General features: G+C 64.6%; 15 protein-coding genes and 1 pseudogene. 6 read left to right on the top strand and 10 right to left on the bottom strand.

Annotation, left to right across the window (positions count from 1 at the left end; all coding sequences use genetic code 11):
- Positions 1–10 precede the first annotated feature (10 nt).
- Positions 11–1,684: an AMP-binding protein gene (locus ABIE20_RS00065; protein ID WP_429501685.1), complete on the top strand. Its 1,674-nt coding sequence runs from the start codon at positions 11–13 to the stop codon at positions 1,682–1,684.
- 100 nt (positions 1,685–1,784) lie between these two features.
- Here ABIE20_RS00065 and ABIE20_RS00070 read toward each other — a convergent pair whose 3' ends face one another.
- Positions 1,785–1,946, bottom strand: coding sequence for a hypothetical protein (locus tag ABIE20_RS00070; protein WP_429501687.1), 162 nt, complete (start codon positions 1,944–1,946; stop codon positions 1,785–1,787).
- A gap of 140 nt (positions 1,947–2,086) precedes the next feature.
- On the opposite strand from ABIE20_RS00070, the gene ABIE20_RS00075 reads away from it, so the two are divergent.
- From ABIE20_RS00075 to glgB, 3 genes are read left to right on the top strand one after another with little or no spacing between them, the layout of a single operon-like run.
- Positions 2,087–4,111 (top strand): alpha-1,4-glucan--maltose-1-phosphate maltosyltransferase, encoded by a 2,025-nt coding sequence (locus ABIE20_RS00075; RefSeq protein WP_429501689.1) that lies wholly within the window; start codon positions 2,087–2,089, stop codon positions 4,109–4,111.
- 13 nt (positions 4,112–4,124) lie between these two features.
- Entirely contained in the window at positions 4,125–7,436 is a 3,312-nt protein-coding gene (gene treS, locus ABIE20_RS00080; protein ID WP_429501692.1) for a maltose alpha-D-glucosyltransferase, read from the top strand.
- Positions 7,437–9,647 carry a 1,4-alpha-glucan branching protein GlgB gene (glgB, locus tag ABIE20_RS00085; protein ID WP_429501694.1) on the top strand — a complete coding sequence of 737 codons (2,211 nt, stop codon included), beginning with the start codon at positions 7,437–7,439 and terminating at the stop codon, positions 9,645–9,647.
- Between the two features lie 81 nt (positions 9,648–9,728).
- On the opposite strand, the gene ABIE20_RS00090 is transcribed toward glgB, so the two are convergent.
- The 9 genes and pseudogenes from ABIE20_RS00090 to ABIE20_RS00130 all read right to left on the bottom strand — a co-directional run bounded on the left by ABIE20_RS00090 (position 9,729) and on the right by ABIE20_RS00130 (position 23,211).
- A complete protein-coding gene (locus ABIE20_RS00090; RefSeq protein ID WP_429501696.1) occupies positions 9,729–10,799 on the bottom strand; it encodes an autotransporter domain-containing protein in 1,071 nt (356 codons plus the stop codon).
- A gap of 311 nt (positions 10,800–11,110) precedes the next feature.
- Complete coding sequence (locus tag ABIE20_RS00095; RefSeq protein WP_429502372.1) at positions 11,111–11,878, bottom strand: endonuclease/exonuclease/phosphatase family protein; 768 nt, start codon at positions 11,876–11,878, stop codon at positions 11,111–11,113.
- A pseudogene (glgX, locus tag ABIE20_RS00100) lies at positions 11,868–14,034 on the bottom strand (glycogen debranching protein GlgX). The gene ABIE20_RS00095 and the pseudogene glgX overlap by 11 nt, the downstream one beginning before the upstream one ends.
- Before the next feature lie 100 nt (positions 14,035–14,134).
- Complete coding sequence (locus tag ABIE20_RS00105) at positions 14,135–14,386, bottom strand: DUF2934 domain-containing protein (RefSeq protein WP_429501698.1); 252 nt, start codon at positions 14,384–14,386, stop codon at positions 14,135–14,137.
- An 18-nt stretch (positions 14,387–14,404) separates the two neighbouring features.
- Positions 14,405–17,170 (bottom strand): malto-oligosyltrehalose synthase, encoded by a 2,766-nt coding sequence (locus ABIE20_RS00110; protein WP_429501700.1) that lies wholly within the window; start codon positions 17,168–17,170, stop codon positions 14,405–14,407.
- Positions 17,167–19,239 (bottom strand): 4-alpha-glucanotransferase, encoded by a 2,073-nt coding sequence (gene malQ, locus ABIE20_RS00115; RefSeq protein WP_429501702.1) that lies wholly within the window; start codon positions 19,237–19,239, stop codon positions 17,167–17,169. The genes ABIE20_RS00110 and malQ overlap by 4 nt, the downstream gene beginning before the upstream one ends.
- Positions 19,232–21,010 (bottom strand): malto-oligosyltrehalose trehalohydrolase, encoded by a 1,779-nt coding sequence (treZ, locus tag ABIE20_RS00120; protein WP_429501704.1) that lies wholly within the window; start codon positions 21,008–21,010, stop codon positions 19,232–19,234. Before treZ ends, malQ begins: the two co-directional genes overlap by 8 nt.
- Before the next feature lie 16 nt (positions 21,011–21,026).
- Positions 21,027–22,589 carry a glycogen synthase GlgA gene (gene glgA / locus ABIE20_RS00125; RefSeq protein ID WP_429501706.1) on the bottom strand — a complete coding sequence of 521 codons (1,563 nt, stop codon included), beginning with the start codon at positions 22,587–22,589 and terminating at the stop codon, positions 21,027–21,029.
- Positions 22,590–23,043: 454 nt separating this feature from the next.
- The gene (locus ABIE20_RS00130; protein ID WP_429501708.1) at positions 23,044–23,211 is read right to left on the bottom strand and encodes a DUF6026 family protein; all 168 of its coding nucleotides are present in this window, start codon (positions 23,209–23,211) and stop codon (positions 23,044–23,046) included.
- A 197-nt stretch (positions 23,212–23,408) separates the two neighbouring features.
- Between ABIE20_RS00130 and gnd the strand changes: the two genes are divergently transcribed.
- Together gnd and zwf are read left to right on the top strand one after the other, a co-directional pair.
- Positions 23,409–24,392, top strand: a complete 984-nt coding sequence (gnd, locus tag ABIE20_RS00135) for a phosphogluconate dehydrogenase (NAD(+)-dependent, decarboxylating) (RefSeq protein ID WP_429501710.1) — start codon at positions 23,409–23,411, stop codon at positions 24,390–24,392.
- Positions 24,389–25,891 (top strand): glucose-6-phosphate dehydrogenase, encoded by a 1,503-nt coding sequence (gene zwf, locus ABIE20_RS00140; RefSeq protein WP_429501712.1) that lies wholly within the window; start codon positions 24,389–24,391, stop codon positions 25,889–25,891. Before gnd ends, zwf begins: the two co-directional genes overlap by 4 nt.
- Positions 25,892–25,912: the final 21 nt, after the last annotated feature.

Here is a 25,912-nt window from a genome sequence, read left to right on the forward strand (position 1 = left end):
AGGGACCGCCATGAATCAACCGAGCTATACCCAGGGCCGTCAGGACAAGCCGTTGCTGGCCATGACCATCGGCCAGGCGTTCGACCAGACGGTGTCGCGTTTTGCCCATCGCGAGGCGCTGGTGGTGCGTCATCAGCAGCAGCGCTACACCTGGCAGGCGCTGGCCGCCAGCGTCGACCTGCATGCCCGGGCGCTGATGGCGCTGGGGCTGAAAACCGGCGATCGCTTAGGTATCTGGGCGCCCAACTGCGCGCAGTGGTGCATCGCCCAGTTCGCCAGCGCCAAGATCGGCGTGATCCTGGTCAACATCAACCCGGCGTATCGCACCAGCGAGCTTGAATACGTGCTCAAGCAGTCGGGCTGCCAATGGTTGATCAGCGCCGGTGCCTTCAAGAGCTCCGACTACCACGCCATGCTTGGCGAGCTGCTGCCGGACCTGGCTCAACAAGCGCCGGGGCAACTGCGCAGCGAGCGCCTGCCGGAGCTGCGCGGGCTGATCAGCCTCGATGCGCAGCCGTCGGCAGGCTTTCTGCCCTGGGAACGCCTGGCCTGGCTGGCCAGCGAAACCGACCCGGCTGACTTCCAGGCCCGCCAGCACAGCCTGCAGTTCGACCAGCCAGTGAACATCCAGTACACCTCCGGCACCACCGGCTTCCCCAAGGGCGCCACCCTCAGCCACTACAACATCCTCAACAACGGCTATATGGTCGGCGAGAGCCTGGGCCTGAGCGAGCATGACCGCATGGTGATCCCGGTGCCGCTGTACCACTGCTTCGGCATGGTCATGGGCAACCTCGGCTGTATTACCCACGGCAGCACCATGATCTACCCCAACGACGCCTTCGACCCGCTGCTGACCTTGAACTGTGTCAGCGAGGAGAAGGCCACCGCGCTGTACGGCGTGCCGACCATGTTCATCGCCATGCTCGATCATCCGCAGCGCCCCGACATGGACCTGTCGACCCTGCGCACCGGGATCATGGCCGGCGCCACCTGCCCGATCGAGGTAATGCGCCGGGTGATCGGCGAGATGCACATGAGCGAGGTGCAGATCGCCTACGGCATGACCGAAACCAGCCCGGTGTCGATGCAGACCGGCGCCGATGACGACCTTGAACTGCGGGTGACCACGGTAGGGCGGACCCAGCCGCAGCTGGAGAGCAAGATCATTGATGAACAGGGCTGCATCGTGCCGCGCGGGCAGATCGGCGAGCTGTGCACGCGCGGCTACAGCGTGATGCTCGGCTACTGGGGCAACCCGGCGGCCACCAGTGAAGCCATCGACCCGGCCGGCTGGATGCACACCGGCGACCTGGCGAGCATGAACGAGGCCGGCTATGTGTGTATCGCCGGGCGCAACAAGGACATGATCATTCGCGGTGGCGAGAACATCTATCCGCGCGAACTTGAGGAGTTCTTCTTTACCCACCCGGCGGTGGCGGATGTGCAGGTGATCGGCATACCCGATGAGCGTTATGGTGAAGAGATCGTCGCCTGGATCAAGTTTCACCCCGGCCACAGCGCCAGTGAGATCGAACTGCAGCAGTGGTGCAAGCGCCGCATTGCCCACTTCAAGGCCCCGCGCTACTTCCGCTTTGTCGATGAGTTTCCGATGACGGTGACCGGCAAGGTGCAGAAATTCAGGATGCGCGAGATCAGCATTGAAGAGTTGATCAAACGCTGATTCGGCGGCGCCTGCATCGCCGGCAAGGCAGGCTCCCACACTAGACCTGTGGGAGCTGGCCGTGCCAGCGATGAGGCCGGTGCTGACTGCCAATAATCCTCTACGCTTTCACCGGCGGCTCGCTACTCGGCGGGTCGCCCACGGTGGGCGGCACCGTCGGTTGCACCGGCACCTCTTCAGGGTCTTGCTCTGGCACCGGCGGTGGCAGTGTCGGGTCGTCGATATTCGGATCGGGCGTTTCTGCCGGGATGGGAATGTTCATGGCCTGACCTCGCAACGGGGTTATGGTTGGCATGCTCAGGGTTTGGACCCCGGCGCCGATCAATCGCTCATTTTTTTTGAACCCCCGGCCGCGCCCCCGCTCTGAACCTTTACCGCCACTTCATAACGGAGCAACGTTCGATGACCCGCGATGAGCCCTTCGAAACCGACCGTATGACCGCGGCTAGCGACCACCCGGACCAGGCCCTGAGCCTGTCCCAGGCCTTGCTCGAACCGCGGATCGTGATCGAGAACACCGTGCCGGTGCTCGATGGCGGGTTGTTTGCGGTCAAGGCGGTGGTCGGTGCCGCGGTGCAGGTCAGCAGCAAGGTCTATGTTGATGGCCATGACGCCCTGGCGGTGATGCTCAACTGGCGCCAGGCCCACAGCCGGCGCTGGCATTGTGTACCGATGCAGTTTGCCGGCAATGATTTGTGGCAGGCAGAGTTCACCGTCAGCGAGCAAGGCCGTCACCTGTTCAGTATCGAGGCCTGGATCGACCCCTTCGCCACCTATTGCCATGACCTGGAGAAGAAGTTCAATGCCGGCGTCGCGGTGCCGCTGGAACTGCAGGAAGGCCTGCTGCTTATCGAGCATAATATCGGCCGCAGCAACGGGCCCCTGCGTGACCAGTTGCAGGCCCTGTACCAGCACCTGCCAGGTTTGCCGGTCGACGAGCAGGTGGCCTTGCTGCTGCACCCGGACACGGCGCTGTTGATGGCCGAGGCCGAGCACCGCACCTACCTGAGCCGCAGCCCCGAATACCCGCTGGATGTCGAACGCATCCAGGCCCAGTTCGCCAGTTGGTACGAGCTGTTTCCGCGCTCGGTCACCGACGACCCGCAGCGTCACGGCACCTTCAATGACGTGCACGAACGCCTGCCGATGATCCGCGACATGGGCTTTGACGTGCTGTACTTCCCGCCCATCCACCCCATCGGCGTGCGCCACCGCAAGGGCCGCAACAATGCCTTGCAGGCCGAGCCTGGCGACCCGGGCAGCCCCTATGCGATTGGCGGCGCCGAAGGCGGGCACGAGGCGATTCACCCGCAACTGGGCAGCCGCGAGGATTTTCGCCGGCTGGTGGCCGCTGCCGCCGAGCACGGCCTGGAAATCGCCCTGGATTTTGCCATCCAGTGCTCCCAGGATCACCCCTGGCTCAAAGAGCACCCGGGCTGGTTCTCCTGGCGCCCGGACGGCAGCATCCGCTACGCCGAGAACCCGCCAAAAAAATACCAGGATATCGTCAACGTCGACTTCTATGCTGCCGATTCGGTACCAGCCCTGTGGCTGGCCCTGCGCGACGTAGTGGTGGGCTGGGTCAAGGAGGGGGTCAAGACCTTCCGTGTCGACAACCCGCACACCAAACCCTTGCCGTTCTGGCACTGGCTGATCGCCAATGTACGCAGCCAATACCCCGAGGTGATCTTCCTCGCCGAGGCCTTCACTAAACCTGCGATGATGGCGCGCCTGGGCAAGGTCGGTTATTCCCAGAGCTACACCTACTTCACCTGGCGCAACACCAAGGCCGAGCTGCAAAGCTACTTCGAGGAGCTCAACCAGCCGCCGTGGTGCTACTGCTACCGGCCGAACTTCTTCGTCAATACCCCGGACATCAACCCGTACTTTCTGCATGAGTCGGGGCGCGCCGGCTTTCTTATCCGCGCCGCGCTGGCGGCCATGGGTTCGGGCCTGTGGGGCATGTACTCGGGCTTCGAGCTGTGCGAGGCGACGCCGGTGCCGGGCAAGGAGGAATACCTCGATTCCGAGAAGTACGAGATCCGCCCGCGCGACTTCACCCAGCCCGGCAACATCATCGCCGAAATCGCCCAGCTCAACCGTATCCGCCGGCAGAACCCGGCCTTGCACACGCATCTTGGCGTGGCCTTCTATCACGCCTGGAACGACAACATCCTGTACTTCGGCAAACGCACCGCCGAACGCGACAATTTCATCCTCATCGCCGTCAGCCTCGACCCGCACAACGCCCAGGAGGCGCACTTCGAACTGCCGTTGTGGGAGCTGGGGCTGGACGACAATACCGACACCTTCGGCGAAGACCTGATGACCGGCCATCGCTGGACCTGGCACGGCAAGACCCAATGGATGCGCATCGAGCCCTGGCACCTGCCGTTTGCTATCTGGCGTATCGAAAAAGCCCTCTAGAAAGGAGTCGAGCATGGCCAAGCGCGCCCGCCCAGCCGCCTTTATCGATGATCCGTTGTGGTACAAGGACGCGATCATCTACCAGGTACACGTCAAATCCTTCTTTGATTCCAACAACGATGGCATCGGTGACTTCCCCGGCCTGATCGCCAAGCTCGACTACATCGCCGAGCTAGGGGTCAACACCCTGTGGCTGCTGCCGTTCTACCCCTCGCCACGGCGCGACGATGGCTACGACATCGCCGAATACAAGGCGGTGCACCCCGACTATGGCACCCTGGCTGACGTCAAGCACTTCATTGCCCAGGCGCACAAGCGCGGCCTGCGGGTGATCACCGAGCTTGTCATCAACCACACCTCCGACCAGCACCCATGGTTCCAGAAAGCCCGGCGCGCCAAGCCGGGAAGCAAGGCCCGGGACTTTTACGTGTGGTCCGACAGCGACCAGAAGTACGACGGCACGCGGATCATCTTCCTCGACACCGAGAAATCCAACTGGACCTGGGACCCGGTGGCCGGCCAGTACTTCTGGCACCGCTTCTACTCGCACCAGCCGGACCTGAACTTCGACAACCCGCAGGTGCTCAAGGCGGTGCTCGGGGTCATGCGCTACTGGCTCGACCTGGGCGTCGACGGCCTGCGCCTGGACGCCATCCCGTACCTGATTGAACGTGACGGCACCAACAACGAGAACCTGCCCGAAACCCACCAGGTGCTGAAAAAGATCCGCGCCGAGATCGACGCCAACTACCCCGACCGCATGCTCCTGGCCGAGGCTAACCAGTGGCCGGAAGACACCCAGTTGTACTTTGGCGAAGGGCAGGGTGATGAATGCCACATGGCGTTTCACTTCCCGCTGATGCCGCGCATGTACATGGCCGTGGCCCAGGAAGACCGCTTTCCGATCACCGATATCCTGCGCCAGACCCCGGAGATTCCGGCCAACTGCCAGTGGGCGATTTTCTTGCGCAACCACGATGAGCTGACCCTGGAGATGGTCACCGACCGCGAGCGCGATTACCTGTGGAACTACTACGCCGAGGACCGCCGCGCGCGGATCAACCTCGGTATCCGCCGGCGCCTGGCGCCGTTGCTGCAACGCGACCGACGCCGGGTCGAGCTTTTGTGCAGCCTGCTGCTGTCGATGCCCGGCACGCCGACCCTGTACTACGGCGACGAGATCGGCATGGGCGACAACATCTACCTGGGTGACCGCGATGGCGTGCGCACGCCGATGCAGTGGTCGATCGACCGCAACGGCGGGTTCTCCCGCGCCGACCCGGCGCGCCTGGTGCTGCCGCCCATCATGGACCCGCTGTACGGTTTCCAGTCGGTCAACGTCGAGGCCCAGGCCCACGACCCGCATTCGCTGCTGAACTGGAACCGCCGCCTGCTGGCGGTGCGCAAGCAGCAAAAAGCCTTTGGCCGCGGCACGCTGAAGATGCTCACGCCGAGCAACCGACGGATTCTCGCCTACATCCGCGAGTACACCGCCAGCGACGGCAAGAGCGAGATCATCCTCTGCGTGGCCAACGTTTCGCGCGCCGCGCAGGCGGCCGAACTCGAACTGCAGCAGTATGTCGACAAGGTGCCGGTGGAGATGCTCGGCGGCAGCGCCTTCCCGCCGATCGGCCAGCTGCCGTTCCTGCTGACCTTGCCGCCCTATGGTTTTTACTGGTTCCTGCTCGCCGACAAGGACCAGATGCCCAGTTGGCACATGGAGCCGGCCCAGAGCCTGCCGGAGTTCACCACCCTGGTGCTGAAAAAGCGCATGGAAGAGCTGCTTGAAGCGCCGTCGCGGGCTACTTTGCAAGACAGCATCCTGCCCCAGTACCTGCCCAAGCGCCGCTGGTTTTCCGGCAAGGAAACCCGCATCGAACAGGTGCAGATCGCCTACGGCGTGCGCTTTGGCGCCGCCACCAGCCCGGTGCTGCTGAGCGAGATCGACGTGCAGGGCGGCGGCCAGAGCAGCCGCTATCAACTGCCGTTCGGCCTGATCGGCGAAGAGCACATCAACAGCCCGGCGCCGCAACAACTGGCCCTGGCGCGGGTGCGCCGCGGTCGCCAGGTGGGGCTGATCACCGATGGCTTTGTGCTTGAAAGCTTTGTGCGTGCCGTCCTTGCCGGCTGCAAGGACGGCTTGCGCTTGCCCTGCAGCGAGGGCGAGCTGCGCTTTGAGGCCAGCGAACAACTGGCGGCGCTGAACCTGGGTGAGGATGCCGACGTGCGCTACCTGAGCGCCGAGCAGTCCAACAGCTCGGTGGTGGTCGGTGGCAGCCTGGTGCTGAAGCTGATCCGCCGGGTCAATCCCGGGGTGCACCCGGAGCTGGAAATGAGCGCCTACCTGACGGCCGCAGGCTTTGCCAATATCTCGCCGCTGCTGGCCTGGGTCAGCCGCGTCGATGCTGAGGCGCAACCGCACCTGCTGATGATCGCCCAGGGCTACCTGAGCAACCAGGGCGATGCCTGGGACTGGACCCAGAACAACCTCGAGCGGGCCATCCGCGACGAGATGGAGCCGTCGAGCAAGGATCAGGACGTACACACCGATGCCCTGCAGGACCTGGCCGACTTTGCCGCCTTGCTCGGCCAGCGCCTGGGTGAGATGCACCTGCTGCTGGCCGCGCCCAGCGCTGATCCGGCGTTCCAGCCACGGGCCAGCAACAGCCGCGACAGCCAGGCCTGGAACAAGCACATCAGCGCCCAGCTGAGCCGCGCCCTGGACCTGCTGCAGGAGCACCGCGCCAGCCTCGACAGCGACAGCCAGGCCCTGGTCGACGACCTGCAACAGCAACGCAAGAGCCTGCTCAAGCACATTGGCGAGCTGAGCAAACAGGCGGTCGGCGGGCTATTGATGCGCGTGCATGGCGACTTGCACCTGGGCCAGGTGCTGGTGGTGCAGGGTGATGCCTACCTGATCGATTTCGAAGGCGAACCGGCGCGGCCGCTGGATGAGCGGCGGGCCAGGCACAGCCCGTACAAGGATGTCAGCGGCGTACTGCGTTCCTTCGACTATGCTGCAGCGATGGTGCTGCGCAGTGCTTCTGCTGTCGACCTTTCCGAGGCTGCCCGTCAGGCGCGTCAACGCGTCGCCCGCCGTTATCTGCACCAGGCCCGGCATGCCTTTGTCGAGGCGTATGGGCTGGCCAGTGCGGCCATGCCCCATGCCTGGGAGCTGGCTGACGGCGAGCAGGCGGCGCTGGCGTTGTTCAGCCTCGAGAAAGCCGCCTACGAAATCCTCTACGAAGCCGAGAACCGTCCGCATTGGCTGGCCGTGCCTTTGCATGGCCTGCATGGTCTGATCAGTACCTGGGGAGAGCAGTAAATGACTCAACGCAAGCGCGAGGAAGGAGGACTGGGGCAGCGCGATATCGATGCCCTGGTAAGAGCCGAACATACCGACCCGTTCGCGGTGCTCGGTCCGCACCCGGATGGTGCCGGTGGCCAGTTTGTCCGCGCCTACCTGCCCAACGCCCTGAACGTACGGGTGCTGGCCCGTGACGACAGTCGCGTGCTGGCAGAGCTGGAGCAAGGCCCGGTGCCGGGGTTGTTCATCACCCATCTGCAGGAGCCGCAGCCGTACCTGCTGCAGATCAACTGGGCCGGCGGTGAGCAGATCACCGAAGACCCTTACAGCTTCGGGCCTTTGCTGGGCGACATGGACCTGTACCTGTTTGCCGAGGGCAACCACCGTGACCTGTCGGCGGCAATGGGCGCGCAACCGCTGAACGTTGAAGGCGTCGACGGCGTGCGCTTTTCGGTGTGGGCACCGAACGCCCGGCGCGTCTCGGTGGTCGGTGATTTCAACAACTGGGACGGCCGTCGCCACCCCATGCGCCTGCGCCATCCGTCCGGGGTCTGGGAGCTGTTCGTGCCGCGCCTGCGCGCCGGCGAAGCGTACAAGTACGAAGTGCTCGGGCGCGAAGGCATCCTGCCGCTCAAGGCCGACCCGCTGGCCCGCGCCACCGAGTTGCCGCCCAGCACCGCCTCGAAGGTTGCCGGGCCCCTGGCCCATGACTGGCAGGACCAGCACTGGATGCAACTGCGCGGCGAGCGCCAGGCCAGCAACGCGCCGCTGTCGATCTACGAACTGCACGCCGGCTCCTGGCAATGCGAGCTGGACGACAATGGCGAAGTGGCGCGCTTTTACAACTGGCGCGAACTGGCCGAGCGTTTGGTGCCCTATATCCAGCAATTGGGCTTCACCCATATCGAACTGATGCCGATCATGGAGCATCCGTTTGGCGGCTCCTGGGGTTATCAGCCGCTGTCGATGTTTGCGCCGACCGCGCGCTATGGCAGCGCCGAGGATTTTGCCGCCTTCATCGACGCCTGCCACCAGGCGCAGATCGGCGTGCTTCTCGACTGGGTGCCGGCGCATTTCCCCACCGACACCCACGGCCTGGCGCGCTTCGACGGCACCGCGCTGTACGAGTACGACAACCCGCTGGAGGGCTTCCACCAGGACTGGGACACGCTGATCTACAACCTCGGCCGCACCGAAGTGCACGGCTTCATGCTGGCCTCGGCGTTGCACTGGCTCAAGCACTTTCATATCGACGGGCTGCGCGTCGATGCCGTGGCCTCGATGCTCTACCGCGACTACTCACGCAAGGCCGGCGAGTGGGTGCCCAACCGCCACGGCGGGCGCGAGAACCTCGAGGCCATCGACTTTTTGCGTCACCTCAACGACGTGGTGGCCCTGGAGGCCCCCGGTGCCCTGGTGATCGCCGAAGAATCCACGGCCTGGCCGGGCGTCAGCCAGCCAACCCAGCAGGGCGGCCTGGGCTTTGCCTACAAGTGGAACATGGGCTGGATGCACGACACCTTGCATTACATCCAGAACGACCCGATCCACCGTACCTATCATCACAACGAAATGAGCTTCGGCCTGATCTACGCCTATTCCGAGCATTTCATCCTGCCGATCTCCCACGACGAAGTGGTGCACGGCAAGCATTCGCTGATCGACAAGATGCCCGGTGATCGCTGGCAGAAATTCGCCAACCTGCGCGCCTACCTGACCTTCATGTGGACCCATCCGGGCAAGAAGCTGTTGTTCATGGGCTGCGAGTTCGGTCAGTGGCGCGAGTGGAACCATGACAGCGAGCTGGACTGGTACCTGCTCAAGTACCCCGAGCATCTGGGCGTACAACGACTGGTCAGCGACCTCAACCGCTTGTACCGCGACGAGCGTGCGCTGCACGAGCAGGACTGCGTGCCGCAGGGCTTTCAATGGTTGATCGGCGATGACGCGCACAACAGCGTCTACGCCTGGCTGCGTTGGAGTGCGAACGGCGCGCCGTTGCTGGTGGTGGCCAATTTCACCCCGGTGCCGCGCGAGGGTTATCGCATTGGCGTGCCGTTTGGCGAGCGTTGGGCCGAGGTGTTCAACAGCGATGCCGAGGGCTATGCCGGCTCAAACTACGGCAACCTTGGCGAGGTGGCCAGCCAGGCCCAGCCCAGCCATGGCCAGCCGCTGTCGTTGGGACTGAACCTGCCGCCGCTGGGGGTGTTGATCCTGCGGCCGCAGTGAGGGCCATCGCCGGCAAGGCCGGCTCCCACAACGGACCTGCATGCAGTGAACCTGTGGGAGTTGGCCGTGCCAGCGCTGGCATCACCAGCGCACCCTGACCCCCAGGTTGCCGATCAGGCCATTGAGGTCATTGTCATCCACGTCACTGCTGTAGTCGGCGCTGACAAACAGCGCCACTTTCGGCGTGACCCGCGCCACCAGGCCCAAGCCCAGTTCAACGGTGGCGGAGTTGCGCCCGCTGCTGATCTTGTCGACCTTGTCCAGGCTCACCGTGTCGGCATTGGAGAAGTCGTACCAGACGTTGGTCCGCACGAACGGTTCGATCGGCATGCCGCGTACGTTGTAGCGCGCCGACAACTTGGCACCGACCCGGCCGGTCCAGTTGGGCTGCTGGTCAAAGGCTTGCTGGGTGTCGGTCTGGGTCTGGCTGCCGGGAAAGTACTGCTGGTTGATCAACTGTGCTTGCGGTTCCAGGGTCCAGTTGTTGCCCAGGCTGATGGGGTAGCCGCCTTCGACCGACAGGGTCAGGGCGTGGCCGTTGCCATCCAGGCGCTGGCCGCTCTCGCTGCGGCCGTTGATATCAAATCGCGTACCCATGGCCACCGCATCCAGGTGCCAGCCCTGGTCGTGGGTCATGCTCCAGTACACACCCAGGCTTTGCCCGTCGAGGTTGAGCACGGTCTCCTTGTTGCCGACCTGGGGTTTGCGCAGGCCATCAAAGCCGCTTTGCAGATTGCTGTGGCCGACAAAGAAACCGGCACGGTGAGTATTGCCGCCACCGGTTTCACGAACGAACAGGTCTGGGCTGATTTGCAGGCTCTGGTTCGGGGTGGCGAGGTTGTCGGCCTCTGGGCTCGGGGTACGCACCGGGGCCGGGAAGAACTGGGCCCATTGCGTGGCGATGTTGTCGCGCGGTGCCGGAGCATTGCGCTCGGCCAGGCGCTCGGAAAAGGCGCCAAGGGTGCTCAGGCCCAGACCGCTGGCGCTGACCGGGTTGAGCGTCAGCACAGGTTGTGCCTGCACCAGGTTGTTGAACGGGTCGTTATCCTCCAGGCCCAATGCATGGGTTTCCAACGGGGTTGCCAGTAGCAGCGACGTGGAAACCGCATAGAAAACATACTCAAAGCCCGCAGGATTCGGAGTTTTTTTCATGGCGGATCTCCTCTGTTTTTATTAGCCAGGGTTCTGGCCTGATGTCACGGGCTGTAAAGCAAAACCAGAGGGCGACCCAAACCAGCAAACCGGTCCCTTTCACGCGCTGAAAAGCGCGCGCTAGAGGCTCGGAATGGAATCTGCAGTTGCTGCATTACTTGTAGCTAAGGAGAGGACGGGGCAGGCGTCAAGAAAGCGTGAAGTAACCGTTGTCACGCTATTGGTAGCGGCAATTTGCTGAAATTAAACAATAAATTTCATCCTATAGCCGCAACCGCTCTTTCCAGCGTTGCGGCTATGCCGAATGATTGCTAAAGCTGCACTTCAACCGCCAACGGCAGATGGTCGCAGAGATGACTCCAGGGCTTGTTGCCAAGGATTTGCGGGGCATGACTGTGGGCGTTGCGCAGGTAGATGCGGTCCAGGCGCAGCAGCGGCAGGCGGGCAGGGTAGGTGCGGGCAAGCAGGCCGTGATGGCGCTCGAAGGCTTCGTGCAGGTCGCGGTGCAGGTTGAGGGTACGGTTGCCGCGCAGTTTCCAGTCGTTGAAGTCGCCGGCGATGATCACCGGGGCGTCGGCAGGCAGTGAGTCAAGCAGCTTGCGCAGCAGTTGCAGCTGCTTTTGCCGGTGGCTTTCGAGCAGCGACAGGTGCACACAGATGGCATGCACCTCGCGCTGCCCGGGCACATCCAGCACGCAATGCAGCAAGCCGCGCCGCTCGGGACCGGTGATCGACACATCGAGGTTGCGGTGCTCGATGATCGGGTACTTGGACAACAACGCATTGCCATGATGGCCGTCCGGGTAAACGGCGTTGCGCCCATAGGCGAAATCGCTCCACATGCTGTCGGCGAGAAACTCGTACTGCGAGGTCTGCGGCCAGCCTGCGTAACGGGCGGCATGGCGGTCGTGGGAGCCGAGCACTTCCTGAAGGAAGACGATATCGGCGCGGGTGCTGCGAACCGCTTCGCGCAGTTCGGGGAGGATGAAGCGGCGGTTGAAGGCGGTAAAGCCCTTGTGGGTATTGACGGTCAGCACCCGCAGGCGCTTGACCGCGGCCGCCTGGTTTTCAGACATCATCGTCACGGTATAGCTCCAGCAACAGCAACGAGCGGCCACTGACCTGGAACTCGCTGCCAAAGTCATGATGCTCGCCTTTGCGCAGTTGCGGCCGGTCGGTGTCGATCAGGCAGTTCCAGTATTCGCCCTCAGGCACCTGCGGCAGGGTGAAGGCCACGGTATCGTGATGGGCGTTGACGATCAGCAGCAGGGTGGCATCGGCGCCAGGGCGCAGGATACCGCTGACCTGGGCGCGGCCGTCCATCAGCATACCCAGGCAGCGCCCGTGGGCGTCCTGCCACTGCTCGACGCTCATCTCGCTGGCGTCTGGCGCCAGCCAGGTGACGTCCTTGACCCCGATCGCCTCGTTGTAGTCACCGACCAGAAAACGCGAGCGGCGCAGCACCGGGTAGGCCAGGCGCAGTTTGGTCAGGCGCTTGACGAACTTGAGCAGCGCGGCGCCGTCGTCGTCCAGCTCCCAGTTGATCCAGCCAATTTCGCTGTCCTGGCAGTACGCGTTGTTGTTGCCGTGCTGGGTGCGGCTGAACTCATCGCCGGCAACGATCATCGGCGTGCCCTGGGCCAGCAGCAGGGTGGCGAAGAAGTTGCGCATCTGGCGCAGGCGCAGGGCCTTGATCTCGGGATCGTCGGTGGGCCCTTCGACGCCATGGTTCCACGACAGGTTGTTGTTGCTGCCGTCCTGGTTGTCTTCGTCGTTGTCCTCGTTGTGCTTGTCGTTGTACGACACCAGGTCGCGCAGGGTGAAGCCGTCGTGGGCGGTGATGAAGTTGACCGAGGCGTAGGGCCTGCGCCCGCGGCGGTTGAACAGCTCGCCGGAGGCGGTCATGCGCGCGGCAAAGTCGGCCAGCTGGCCTTCGTCGCCTTTCCAGAACGCCCGCACGGTATCGCGAAAACGGTCGTTCCATTCTGCCCAGCCGGGGGCGAAGTTGCCCACCTGGTAGCCACCGGGGCCGCAGTCCCAGGGTTCGGCGATCAGCTTGACCTGGCTTAGCAACGGGTCCTGGCGGCAGGCGACGAGAAAGCTGTGACGCTCGTCAAAGCCCTCGTGGTAGCGGCCGAGAATGGTTGCCAGGTCGAAACGAAAACCGTCCACGTGCATCTCGCCGGCCCAGTAGCGCAGCGAGTCGGTGACCAGTTGCAAGACGCACGGGTGGCTCAGGTCCAGGGTGTTGCCGGTGCCGGAATCGTTGATATAGAAACGCTTGTCATCGGGCATCAGCCGGTAATAAGAGGCGTTGTCGATGCCGCGCATGGACAGCGTCGGGCCCAGCTCGTTGCCTTCGGCGGTGTGGTTGTAGACCACGTCGAGAATCACCTCCAGGCCGGCGTCGTGCAGGTGCGCGACCATCTCCTTGAACTCGGCGATCTTGCCATTGGCCAGGTAGCGCGGGTGCGGGGCGAAAAAGGCGATGCTGTTGTAGCCCCAATAGTTGTTCAGGCCTTTTTGCAGCAGGTGCTGGTCGTTGACGAAGGCATGGATCGGCAACAGCTCGATCGACGACACCCCGAGCTGCTTGATATGCCCGAGCAACTCGTCGCACATCAAGCCGGCGAAGGTGCCGCGATTGGCCTCCGGCACCGCCGGGTGGCGCATGCTGATACCGCGCACGTGCGCCTCGTAGAGGATGGTGCGCTCCCAGGGGATGCCCACGCGCTGGTCGCGGCCCCAGGTGTAGGCCGGGTCGATGACCTTGCATTTGGGCACGAACGGCGCGCTGTCGCGCTCATCGAAACTGAGGTCGCCGTCAGGGTGGCCGATGGTGTAGCCGAACAGCGCTTCGGACCATTTCAGGCTGCCGACCAGTTGCTTGGCGTAGGGGTCGATCAGCAGTTTGTTGGGGTTGAAACGGTGGCCGTTTTCCGGGTCGTACGGGCCGTGCACGCGGTAGCCGTAGATCTGCCCAGGGTGGGCGTCGGGCAGGTAGCCATGGAAGATCTCGTCGGTGTATTCCGGCAGCTCGATGCGTTCAAGCTCGACCTCGCCGCTGGCATCGAACAGGCACAGCTCGACCTTGGTGGCATTGGCCGAGAACAGCGCGAAATTGACCCCCAACCCATCCCAGGTGGCGCCCAGCGGGAAGGGCAGGCCTTCGCGGATGCGCGAGGGTTCGAGGTGATCGGCGGCGGGCTTTGGCTTGCTCATGGAGATCCTTGATGAGACCGGGGGTTGGCACAGGGGTTATCGCGGGGCAAGTCGAGGCGTCGCACCGCCGCTCCCACAGGCTGTGTAGGAGCGGGCTTGCCCCGCGATCAGGTTCATGCAGTCGGTGGCTTCTTGGTTGCCCTGGGCTTTTTCGGCGCTGGCGCATTGCTTGCCGGCTTGGCCTTGCCGGTACTGCCCGCCGGCGCCTTGGCCGGTTTGCGCGGCGTGACCTTGGGCGCCAGCGCTTCGGCTTCGGCAAGCTTGCGCGCCATCGCCCAGTGCCGTTCTTCCTGGCCTTCGGGCTTACCTTCCGACTCCCAGATCTGATAGGCGAATTCACGGATACGTTTTTCTTCGACACTCATCTCTACGCTCCTGAGGACTTAACTGTGTTCAACGAACAGATTGGCCGGAAACTCCTTGAGTGCAGTGCTCAGCCACAGCTCCTTTGTGGGTGTGACTGCGCCTGTGGCAAAAAGTCCCGAGCAATTGGCAGGCGACAAGGCAAACGGCAGGATCAGCCGGGTATCGTCCCAGTTCTGTGCCGGGATCAGCGGTATCGGTGATTGGCCAAGCAAGCTGCAGGCCAGGCGTGGCACCACGACTACGGCGCGCTGTTCGGCGCTTACCCGGGCAAACGCCAGGACCCGCCCGGCGTGTCTGCCGCGCACTTGCAGGGGCAGGTATTGACCACGCAGGAACAACTGTGGGTAGTGCTGGCGCCATTCCAGCACCTGGTTAATCAGCGCTTGTTTAACCCGGCCGCTGCGCCAGTCCTGGAGCAACTGCGCCGTTGTGGTGCCGTCCCCCAGGGCCTGGCGCCGACTGGCAAAGTCCACCGCGCGGCGGTTGTCCGGGTCGACCAGGCTGAAATCCCAGAACTCGTTGCCCTGGTACAGGTCGGGCACCCCGGGCGCGGTCATGCGCAGCAGGCACTGCACCAGGCTGTTGAGGGCGCCCGGGCAGGCGATGGCCTGCGCGGCCTCGGCCAGCGAGTGGCGCAACTGCTGGCTGGCGCGGTCCAGCAGGAGGGTGTCGATGAAATCCAGGCAGGCTTGTTCATAGGCCTCGTTCGGGGCGCTCCAGCTGCTGCGCAGCTTGGCTTCACGCAGGGCCTTGCGCTGCCACAGGCGCAGGCGCTCGGCATAGGCCTCAAGCGCCAGCGGATCGTTTTCGTCGAGGTCCAGTGGCCAGCTGCCAAGCAGGGTCTGGTACAGCAGCAGTTCATCGCCGGCACCCGGCGCCTCGCCGTCGGCCAGGTTGCTGCGCAAGGGGCTGGCAAGTTCGCGCCAGTGTTCGACCCGACTGGCGAACCAGCGGCTGCGTTCGCTGAGCACCGCCAGGCGCGCGCGGCTGTCTTCGCCGCGTTTGTGGTCATGGGTGGCGGTGGCCAGCAGGTTGTCCGGGAACTGCTCAAGGCGCTTCAGGCACTGGCGATGGAAGTCCTCGGCCGGGGCGCTGAAGCGCTCGGCATCGAAGCCGACATCGTTGCGCGACAGCAACAGTGCCGAACGGTAGAACGCGGTATCTTCTACGGCTTTGGCAGCGGTGGGCGAGGTCAGTTGCTGGAAGCGAACGCAGGCGTGGCGCAGGTGCTTGCGCGGCCGGCCCGGTGGCAAGCGGCGCCAGGGCTCGCCGCCGAGCCAGCGCTGCAGGTACTCGAGCACTGGCCAGTCGGCTTCACTCAGGCACTGGCGGGCACCGCGCATGGCTTGCTGGAAGAACCCTTCATCTTCTGCCGGGCGCCCGCAGGCATTGATGTAGGTGCGGTACACCGGGTAATGCTCGATCAACGCCTGCAGCGTACGGCGAATGGCGCCAAGGGTCAGGTCGCGGCTCATCAGGTCGTCGCGGGCCACCTGCAACAGTGCCTGGGCCACCGATTCGAAGTCGCCGGCCAGGCTACCGTTGAGGATGTGCTGGCGGGCCAGGCGCAGTTCCTCGCTGAAGTCCGGGCGCTCGCTCACCGCGCTCCACAGCGTGGCCAGTTCGGCTTCGCCGTCTGGATCATGCTGCAGCAGCGAAACCTGGTTCATGAATTCGTAGCCGGTGCTGCCGTCGACCTGCCAGTCGCGGTGCAACTGCTCGTCGGCGCCGAGGATTTTCTCGACATAGATCGGAAAGTGCTCCAGCGCTGCCTCCAGTGGGCGCTGGGCCAAGAGCCCGTCGACCCTTCGGCGCAGCTTGCGGCAGTAGCCTCGCGGGTCGGCCAGGCCGTCGATGTGGTCGATGCGCAGGCCGTCGACCAGGCCGCGGCCGATCAGCTCGAAGACCTTGCTGTGGGTGGCTTCGAACACTGCCGTGCGCTCGACGCGCAGGCCGCCCAGCTCGTTGACGTCGAAGAAGCGCCGCCAGTTGATATCGTCACCGGCAGTGCGCCAGCTGGCCAGGCGGTAGGGCTGGCGTTCGAGCAGCGCATGCAGGCGTTTGAAGCCTTCGGGCGTGCGGCTGTCGAAAGCGCTGAGCAGATCATCCAGGGGCTGTTGGCGGGCCAGCGCCGCCAGTTCGGCCAGCAGCGGCCTGGCCCGCGCCGGGGCGTCGGCACCGCTGCGCAAGGCACTGAAGCGGGTGGCCAGTTCCTGCAGAGCGGCGCCACCGGTGGCGAGCACCACGGCATAGTCGGCCGGGCAGATCGGAAAACGGTGTTCGTGGTGCTGGATATGCAACTGGCCGGTCGCAGTGTCCAAGCGCAGGGGGATTTCGCCGCCTTGCAGCATCGCGCCGTAGTCGCCGGCCAGAAACGGCAGCAGCAGCTGGCCTTCAAGCAGGGGGTCGGGCGAGTGCCACTGGATGTCGAAGAACTCGGCGTAGCGGCTGCGCCGGCCCCAGGCCAGCAGGTCCTGCCACCAGGGGTTGTCGCTGCCGACCGCCATATGGTTGGAGACCATGTCGAGGATCAGGCCCATGCCGTGCAGGCGCAGCGCCGCCACCAGGCGCTCCAGCGCAGCTTCGCCGCCCAGCTGCGGGCTGACCTGGCCGGGGTCGACCACGTCGTAGCCGTGACGCGAGCCGGGGCGGGCGCGCAGCAGTGGCGAGGCGTACAGGTGGCTGATGCCTAAACGGGCGAAATAGGGCACCAGCGCTGCGGCCTGGTCAAGGCCGAAATCGGCATGAAACTGCAGGCGCAGGGTCGCGGTCAGGGCTTTCATCGGTCACGCTCCCAGGCTTGTTCTCGGGCCTGCGCAAGTAGTTCCAGGCGCCGCGCCGCGTCCTCGTCGTCGAGCAGGCCGGTGGCCGGCAGGGCAAAGCGCCTGCGCCAGTTCGGGTGGCTGTCGATGGTGCCGGGCAGGTTGGGTTGCTCGTCGATGCCCAGCAGGTCTTCCAGCGGTACCAGCACCAGCGGCGCGCGGGTATGGCCGAGGTAGCGGATGCTGGCATCGATCAGGGCGTCGCCCTCGGCCAGGCCCTGGCCGTAGTTCTGCTCAAGGATGCGCCGCAGGCCCTGGCGCTCGTGCTGGCGGGTTTCGCGCCAGTGGCGTTCGGTGATGGCGTCGATCAGGCTCAGGCGCTGGCTCCAGTCGATATCGCGGGCCTGCAACCAGCCGGCCAGTGGCGGCAGGTCATGGGTGCTGGTGGTCGCCAGGGCGTTGTCGGGCCAGTCGAGGATAGGTTTGAAATGGCCGGGCGGGTCTTGCTCGAACAGCAGCACGCGCATGCCGAGGATGGCCCGGGCGGCGAGCTTTTCGCGCAGGCCTTCGGGCACGGTGCCGAGGTCTTCACCCAGCACGATTGCCTGGTGACGCACCGACTCAAGGCTCAGCAGGCGCAGCAGATCATCAAGCGGGTAGTGCAGGTAGGCACCTTCGGCCGCAGTGGCGCCCTGGGGGATCAGCCACAGGCGTTGCAGGCCCATGACATGGTCGATACGCAAGCCACCGGCATGGGCGAAGTTGGCCCGCAGCATTTCGATAAAGGCGCGGTAGCCGTTGCGCCGCAAACCTTCCGGCGAGAAGGCGCAGATGCCCCAGTTCTGCCCGGCGCGGTTGAGAATATCCGGCGGCGCGCCGACATTGAGGCCGGCCAGCAATTCGTCCTGACGGCTCCAGGCCTGGCTGCCGGCGCCGTCGGCACCGACCGCAAGGTCGGCGATCAGGCCGATGCTCATGCCATTGCTGCGCGCCGCATCCTGGGCGCGTTGCAGGCTGCGTTCGATCAGCCATTGGCAGAAGGCGTGAAACTCCACTTCTTCGCTGTGCTGGCGAGCGAAGGCACTCACCTGCGGGCTGTGCGGGTCGTGCCAGGCAGCCGGCCAGTCGCGCCAGTCCTGGCCGATATCGCGCTTGAGCGCGTGTTCCAGCAACACCTCGAAGCGGCAATGACGTTCCAGGGCCGGACCTGCGTGCTGGCGATAGCTGTCGAAGTCGGCGAACAGCGGGTGTTCGCCGGCGATGAAGTCGCGATACAGCGCGCGCAGCAAACGCTGGCGAAACGACGCTGCCTGTGGCCAGTCGATGATTGGCAGCAGTTCGAGTTGCTCCAGCGGCCCGTGCAACTGGCAAGCTTCGATGGCCATGCGCACGGCGCGATCACCCAGCAGCGCCGCGGGGCTGGCATAAAGGCTGTTGAGAAACAGCCGGCTCGAGGGCGAGTAAGGGCTGTAGCGCTGGGTGTCGCTGGCGAACATGGCGTGCAGTGGGCTGATCGCCAGGGCATCGGCGCCGCGTTCGGCCGCGCTGCGCACCAGCGCTTCGAGGGCCAGGCAGTCGCCATAACCGCCGTCGCCGGGGCGGCGCAGGCTGTAAAGCTGGGCGCTCAGGCCCCAGCAGCGCGGGGTCGGCGTATCGAGGGCGTCGGCGATGCTGTAGCAGCGTGCCGGCGCCACGGCCAGGGTGAACTGCTGGCGGTCGATCTGCACCTGGTGATAGCCGATCGGCAAGCCGGCGGGAAGCCTGGCCTGGTCATCCAGTTGCAACGGTTGTTCGCTGCCATCTTCAAGCAGCACCTGGCAGTCCATCGCTGCCGGGAAAAAACCGGACAACTCCAGGGGCTGGCCGTGGTCAACCGTCAACAGCGGCGGCAGGTGGCGGGCATCGTGGGCGCGCAGCAGCGCCTGGATGCTGGCTTCGATTGCTTCAGCGCTGTCGGCCGGGTGACCAAGGCCGGCCAGGACCTGCTGCAGCGCCGGGTCGCTGACCCGCTGGGCGCGGCCGTTGGCATCGATCCAGTCCACTGCAAGGCCGGCCAGTTCGGCCAGTTGCTGCAAGCGTGGGTCAGTCATGGGCGGGCTCCGCTGGGGTGGTCGGCATCAGGCTGACCAGGGTGGTGTAGGGCGGCAGTTGAGTGGTACCGACGCTGGCCTGGCTGCAGGTGAACAGCCGTACGGCGTGATCGGGCAGGTCGGCAACTTGCGCGGTCGGGCCCAGGTTCAGGTCGATACGCAGTTCAGCGCCGCTGTGCAGGTGCCAGCGCACACTCAGGGCCTGCGGCCCCAGCACCTGCGCACCGAGCGCGTGGATGCCAGGCAGGTGCGGGACGATATGGCGGGCGCGCAGCGCCAACAGTTGCCGGTAGAATTGCAGCCAGGCGTGCTGGCGGGTTTCGGCGGCAAGCGGCCGTGAAGCGTTGAAGGTATTGGCGGCGTTGGGGTCGGGAATCCGCGCCCGGGTGGCGGCATCGGCGAAGGCGGTGAAGCCTGCAAACTCGGCGCGTCGGCCTTCGCGCACGGCATCGGCCAGCTCATCGTGGTGATCGGTGAAAAACACGAAAGGTTGCTCGCAGCCCCATTCATCGCCCATAAACAGCAGCGGAATCATCGGCGCCAGCAGCAACAGGGTGGTGGCGGCGCGCAACGCCTGGGGTGGGCACAGCTGGTTGAGGCGCTCGCCGAAGGCGCGGTTGCCAATCTGGTCGTGGTTCTGCAAGAACAGCACGAAGGCGGTGGGTGGCAGGTGGCCGCTGGGTTCGCCGCGGGGGCGGCCATTGCGATCCGGCTGGCCCTGGAAGACGAAGCCCTGGCTCAGGCAGCGTGCCAGCTTTTCGATGGTCGACTCGCTGTAGTCGGCGTAGTAGGCCTCCTGCTCGCCGGTGAGCAGCACGTGCAGGGCATTGTGGCCATCGTCGTTCCACTGCGCATCGAAGCCCTGTTCGAGCAGGTGCGCCTGGTTGTGTTCGTTCTCAAGGTTGAGCCACACCTGGCGCCCCGGGTCGAGGGTGCTGCGTACCCGACGCGCCAGCTCGGCGAGAAAGTCCGGGTCGTCAATGGCATGCACGGCGTCCAGGCGCAGGCCGTCGACGCGGTAGTCCTGCAGCCACATCAGGGCGTTCTCGACAAAGAAGTCACGCACCTGGCGGCGGCGAAAATCAATCGCCGCGCCCCAAGGGGTCTGGCGATCTTCGCGGAAAAATCCACTGGCATACTGGCCGAGGTAGTTGCCATCCGGGCCGAAGTGGTTGTAGACCACATCCACCAGCACCATCAGGCCATGACCGTGGGCCTGGTCGATCAGTTCGCGCAGTTGCTCGGGGCTGCCATAGCTGTGCTGCGGGGCGAACGGCAGCACGCCGTCATAACCCCAGTTGCGCTCCCCCGGGAACTGTCCGAGCGGCATCAGTTCGATTGCGGTGATACCCAGCTCGGCCAGCGCCGGCAAGCGCTCGATCACCCCGGCATAGCCGCCGCACAGGCCAACATGCAGCTCATAGATGACCGCTTGGTGCCAGGGGCGTCCGTGCCAATCCGCGTGCTGCCAGCGGTAGGCCGCAGGATCGACCAGCTCGCTGGGGCCGTGTACCCCTTCTGGCTGGTAGCGCGAGGCCGGGTCGGCCACCGCCAGGTTCGCGTCGATCCGGTAGCGGTAGCGATCACCCGCTCTGCACGGCAAGCGGCCGACGAACCAACCGTCAGCCTGCGCCTGCAAAGGTTCACACCGGCCAGCCTGGAACTCGACTTCAACCTGCTGCGCGTCCGGAGCCCAGAGGGCAAACCGGGCGCTGTTACTGTCCACCATCGCGGCCCCGTGGGTCGCCTGTTCCTGTGACCTCAAGGGCATACCTGCCACCTCGCGTTCAGCGTGGGGTTACTCGAGCGTTTTCGACCAGCTCCTGATAAAGGCGGGCATAAGGCTCGACGGCCTGGCACCAGTTGAACGGTTGGGTCATGGCCAGGCAGCGCATGGCGTTGAGCAGGTTCTTCTTGCTGTACACGTAGAACGCCCGGCTCAGGGCTTCGCGGTAGCTGTCGACAGTCGATTCATCGAACAAAAAGCCGGTGACGCCATTCTCGATGGTGTCGGCCAGCCCCCCGGTATTGCGCGCCACCGGCAGCGAGCCGAAGCGCTGGGCGTACATCTGGCTCAGGCCGCAGGGCTCGTAGCGCGACGGCATCAGGAGGAAATCGCTGCCGGCGAACATGCGCCGGGCATCGGTTTCGTTGAAGCCGATGCGCACGCCGACCTGCCCCGGATGGCGCACGGCAAGTTCGCGCATGGCCTGTTCTTCCTCTGGCTCGCCACGGCCAATGATCGCGATCTGGCCGCCCTGGCGGACGATGTATTCGGCTACACCCAGGGTCAGGTCCAGGCCTTTCTGGTAGACCAGGCGCGAGACCACGGCGAACAGCGGCCCGGTCGAGGGCTGCAGTTCGAACAGTTCGCGCACCTGACGGGCGTTGGCGGCCTTGCCGTTCCAGTCGTTGAGGCTGAAAGGGTGGGCCAGGTGCGGGTCGCTGGCCGAATCCCAGCTCTCGTCGATACCGTTGGGAATGCCACTGAGCAAACCCTGCTGGGCCTTGCTGGCGAGAAAGCCATCCAGCCCGCAACCGAACGAGGGGGTGGTGATTTCCCGGGCGTAGGTGGCGCTGACCGTAGTGATGTGGCTGGAGTAGGCCAGGCCCGCCTTGAGGAACGACAGTTTGCCGTAGAACTCCATGCCTTCCTGTTGCAGGGCATGGTCGGGGATCGCCAGCTCCGGGCAGCAGGCGCGGCTGACCACGCCCTGGTAGGCGAGGTTGTGAATGGTGAACAGGGTCGGCGTCTGCAGGCCGCGCCAGTGCATGTAGGCCGGGGCCAGGCCGGCGGGCCAGTCATGGGCGTGGACCAGGTCGGGCTTCCAGTGGACCATGCCTTCGCCGGCGGCGATTTCCGCCGCGGCCAGGCCCAGGCGGGCAAAGCGGATGTGGTTGTCGGGCCAGTCGCGACCGTTGTTGGCACCATAGGGTGTGCCTTCGCGCTGGTACAGCTCGGGGCAGATCAGTACATAGATGACCAGGCCATCGGCGAGGTCCATACGCCCGATCTTGCAGGGCGGCAAGGCCGCGTGGCCGCCCAGCTCGCCGACCAGGTGGATCGGGTTGTCGCTTTCCAGCACCTGCGGGTAACCGGGAATCAAGACGCGCACATCGTGCAGGTGTCGCATGGCCCGCGGCAGCGCCGCCGAAACATCGCCCAGGCCGCCGGTCTTGACCAGATCGGCGATTTCCGAGGTGACGAACAACACTTTGCGTTTGTGCGAAGAATGTCTGGGGTCAGCACCCAGTGCCTTGGCTGTCGGCGTTAAATCCGCTCCAACCAGCGGTTCACGCGAATCCGGGGTGAATTGCTCTACATGAGGTTCGACAGCGGCACTGATCATACTTCTCTCCGTCCCTATGTTGTGCGGGCGTGGGCGCCCGTTGTTGTTTCTCTGCTGGTACTTCTCTCTGTAAGTGGTCTTGCCTTGCGTTCCATGCCCCGAAGCCAAGCGCACAAGCGCTACGCAAACCGGCGTCCTGCCGGCGGCGTGTTGACGATATGGGGTGGGTGGGCCGCGTCCGTTGAAGCGGAATCGATGGCCTACTTAGTTCCTGACCTACCGCGATTCCAGAAGTTTCGACTATTTTCAGTCGAGTTTGCCGGGCGATGTCTGGCCGAATACCGAGTGTAGGAGAGATATCGTGAAGAATGTGACCCGCTGGTCACTTTTGCTCGCAGGAACCTGCAGCAGCGCGGCTGCAGGTTGTGGCACAACGTTTCAGACGGCTTGGGCTGGAAAAATGCCGTCAAGCAGGGCAGAAAAACATTAGGTGCACAACCAGCCGCGGGGAAGGTCAGCTGCGCGCTGGCAACTGGCCGTCCTGGGCTTGCTGCAGAAGCAAACTGAGTTGCGCGACTTGCTGTTGCAGCTGTTCGCGTTCTTCTTTGAGTCGACGCAGCTCGTCGCGGGTAATCGTGACGTAAAGGGTCTGGGCAGGCATTTTCGGCAGAAGGGTTCCCATTGCACACCTCGCATAGGGTGGTTCGTTTTTCTAACAGCGTAGCTGCTTGATCGGCGGCGATTCTGAATTCTTTTTCCGGGGTTGGGAACTTTTTTGTTTCTGGGTGTCTTGCCGTTCGTCGCTGAACCAAGTGGGCGAGGGCTGGACTAACCTTGAAGGCCTGAGCCGGTATTTTTCATTCCAGGGGAGCATCGCACATGCAATTGGGAATCGTGGGGCTGGGCCGCATGGGCGGCAATATTGCACGGCGCTTGATGCGTGGCGGGCACCGCATGGTGGTGCATGACCGCGATCGCCAGGCGGTTGAAACCCTGGTCAAGGAAGGCGCCAACGGCGCCCATGACCTTGGCGCCCTGGTGGGCAAGCTGGAAAAACCACGGGCGGTGTGGGTGATGCTGCCGGCCGGTGAACCGACCGAGCAGACCATCGCGCAACTGGCCGATCTGCTCGACGCCGACGACGTGATCATCGACGGCGGCAATACCTTCTACAAGGACGACATGCGCCGCGCCGCCGAGCTGGGCACGCGCAACCTGCACTATATCGACGTCGGTACCTCGGGCGGCGTCTGGGGCCTGGAGCGCGGCTATTGCATGATGATCGGCGGCGAGCAGGCGGTGGTCGACCGCCTCGACCCGCTGTTCGCCACCCTTGCCCCCGGGGTCGGTGACATTCCCCGTACCCGCGGCCGCCAGGGCCCGGCCGGGCGTGCCGAACAGGGTTATATCCATGCCGGCCCCGCAGGTGCCGGGCACTACGTGAAGATGATCCACAACGGCATCGAGTACGGCCTGATGCAGGCCTATGCCGAAGGGTTCGACCTGCTCAAGAGCAAGGGCAGCGATGCGCTGCCGGCCGAGCACCGCTTTGACCTGAACCTGGCCGAGATCGCCGAGGTCTGGCGCCGTGGCAGTGTGGTCACCTCCTGGCTGCTCGACCTTACCGCCGACGCGCTGGTGGCCGATCCGCAACTGGGCGGCTACAGCGGCTCGGTGGCCGACAGCGGCGAAGGGCGCTGGACCATCGATGCGGCGGTGGAGCAGGCGGTGCCGGTGCCGGTACTGTCCAGTGCGCTGTTCGCACGCTTTCGTTCGCGCCAGCAGCAGGGCACCTACGCCGACCGCATGCTGTCGGCCATGCGCTTCGGTTTTGGTGGTCACGTCGAGAAGAAAGCCGAATGAGCAAAACACCGATCGAAGCGGCACCGCCTTGCAACCTGTTCCTGTTTGGCGCCAACGGCGACCTGGTCAAACGCCTGTTAATGCCGGCGCTGTATAACCTCAGCCGCGACGGCCTGCTCGACAAGGGCCTGCGCATTATTGGCGTCGATCACAACGCCGCCACCGACAGTGAATTTGCCGCGCGCCTGGAAGCCTTCATGCGCGAGCGCGACAGGGCCAGCGAAGGCGCCAGCAAGTGCCTGGACGACAAACTCTGGGCGCGCCTGGCCAAGCGCATCGGCTACCTCACCGGAGACTTTCTCGACGAGGCGACCTACCAGGCCATCGCCGAACGCATCCGCAGCAACCCCAGCGCCAATGCGGTGTTCTACCTGGCCACCTCGCCGCGCTTTTTCAGCGAAGTGGTGCAGCGCCTGGGCGACGCCGGCCTGCTCGACGAAAGCGACGGCTTTCGCCGGGTGGTGGTGGAAAAACCCTTCGGCTCGGACCTGGCCAGCGCCGAAGCGCTCAATGCCTGCCTGCTCAAGGTCATGAGCGAAAAACAGATCTACCGCATCGATCATTACCTGGGCAAAGAGACGGTGCAGAACATCCTGGTCAGCCGTTTTTCCAACGGCCTGTTCGAAGCGTTCTGGAACAACCACTACATCGATCATGTGCAGATCACCGCCGCCGAAACCGTCGGCGTCGAAAGCCGCGGCGCCTTCTACGACACCACCGGCGCCCTGCGTGACATGGTACCCAACCACCTGTTCCAGTTGCTGGCCATGGTCGCTATGGAGCCGCCGGCGGCGTTCGGCGCCGATGCGGTGCGCAGCGAGAAAGCCAAGGTCATCGGTGCGATCCGGCCCTGGTCGAAGAACATGGCCCTGAAAAACTCGGTACGCGGCCAGTACTGCGCCGGCAAACAAGGGCGCAAGAAGGTTCCGGGCTACCGCGAAGAACCCCGGGTCGCGCCTGACAGCAACACCGAAACCTTCGTCGCCCTCAAGGTGATGATCGACAACTGGCGCTGGGTCGGCGTGCCGTTCTACCTGCGCACCGGCAAGCGCATGAGCGTGCGTGACACCGAGATCGCCATCTGCTTCAAGCCTGCGCCCTATGCGCAGTTTCGCGATACCGAGGTCGAGCGGCTCAAGCCCAACTACCTGAAGATCCAGATCCAGCCCAACGAAGGCATGTGGTTCGACCTGCAGGCCAAGCGCCCGGGCCCGGCCCTGGCCATGGAGAACGTCGAGCTGGGCTTTGCCTACAAGGACTTTTTCAAGATGCAGCCGTCCACTGGCTACGAGACGCTGATCTACGACTGCCTGACCGGCGACCAGACCTTGTTCCAGCGCGCCGACAACATCGAGAACGGCTGGCGTGCGGTGCAGCCGTTCCTCGATGCCTGGAAGGAGGGCGGCGAGGTGCAGCCCTATGCCGCCGGTGACAACGGCCCGGCCGCGGCGGACGAACTGCTGACCCGCGATCGACGGGTCTGGCACCCGATTGGTTGAGGTTCACGCACAAGGGGGATC

Origin of the sequence: Pseudomonas sp. 2835, assembly GCF_050435905.1 — a bacterium.
Taxonomy (GTDB): Bacteria; Pseudomonadota; Gammaproteobacteria; order Pseudomonadales; family Pseudomonadaceae; genus Aquipseudomonas.

Bases quoted from the DNA above. Each gene is read 5' to 3' on its own strand.
- ABIE20_RS00065 (WP_429501685.1), top strand. From the start codon at position 11: ATGAATCAACCGAGCTATACCCAGGGCCGTCAGGACAAGCCGTTGCTG.
- ABIE20_RS00070 (WP_429501687.1), bottom strand. From the start codon at position 1,946: ATGAACATTCCCATCCCGGCAGAAACGCCCGATCCGAATATCGACGAC.
- ABIE20_RS00075 (WP_429501689.1), top strand. From the start codon at position 2,087: ATGACCCGCGATGAGCCCTTCGAAACCGACCGTATGACCGCGGCTAGC.
- treS (WP_429501692.1), top strand. From the start codon at position 4,125: ATGGCCAAGCGCGCCCGCCCAGCCGCCTTTATCGATGATCCGTTGTGG.
- glgB (WP_429501694.1), top strand. From the start codon at position 7,437: ATGACTCAACGCAAGCGCGAGGAAGGAGGACTGGGGCAGCGCGATATC.
- ABIE20_RS00090 (WP_429501696.1), bottom strand. From the start codon at position 10,799: ATGAAAAAAACTCCGAATCCTGCGGGCTTTGAGTATGTTTTCTATGCG.
- ABIE20_RS00095 (WP_429502372.1), bottom strand. From the start codon at position 11,878: ATGATGTCTGAAAACCAGGCGGCCGCGGTCAAGCGCCTGCGGGTGCTG.
- ABIE20_RS00105 (WP_429501698.1), bottom strand. From the start codon at position 14,386: ATGAGTGTCGAAGAAAAACGTATCCGTGAATTCGCCTATCAGATCTGG.
- ABIE20_RS00110 (WP_429501700.1), bottom strand. From the start codon at position 17,170: ATGAAAGCCCTGACCGCGACCCTGCGCCTGCAGTTTCATGCCGATTTC.
- malQ (WP_429501702.1), bottom strand. From the start codon at position 19,239: ATGACTGACCCACGCTTGCAGCAACTGGCCGAACTGGCCGGCCTTGCA.
- treZ (WP_429501704.1), bottom strand. From the start codon at position 21,010: ATGCCCTTGAGGTCACAGGAACAGGCGACCCACGGGGCCGCGATGGTG.
- glgA (WP_429501706.1), bottom strand. From the start codon at position 22,589: ATGATCAGTGCCGCTGTCGAACCTCATGTAGAGCAATTCACCCCGGAT.
- ABIE20_RS00130 (WP_429501708.1), bottom strand. From the start codon at position 23,211: ATGGGAACCCTTCTGCCGAAAATGCCTGCCCAGACCCTTTACGTCACG.
- gnd (WP_429501710.1), top strand. From the start codon at position 23,409: ATGCAATTGGGAATCGTGGGGCTGGGCCGCATGGGCGGCAATATTGCA.
- zwf (WP_429501712.1), top strand. From the start codon at position 24,389: ATGAGCAAAACACCGATCGAAGCGGCACCGCCTTGCAACCTGTTCCTG.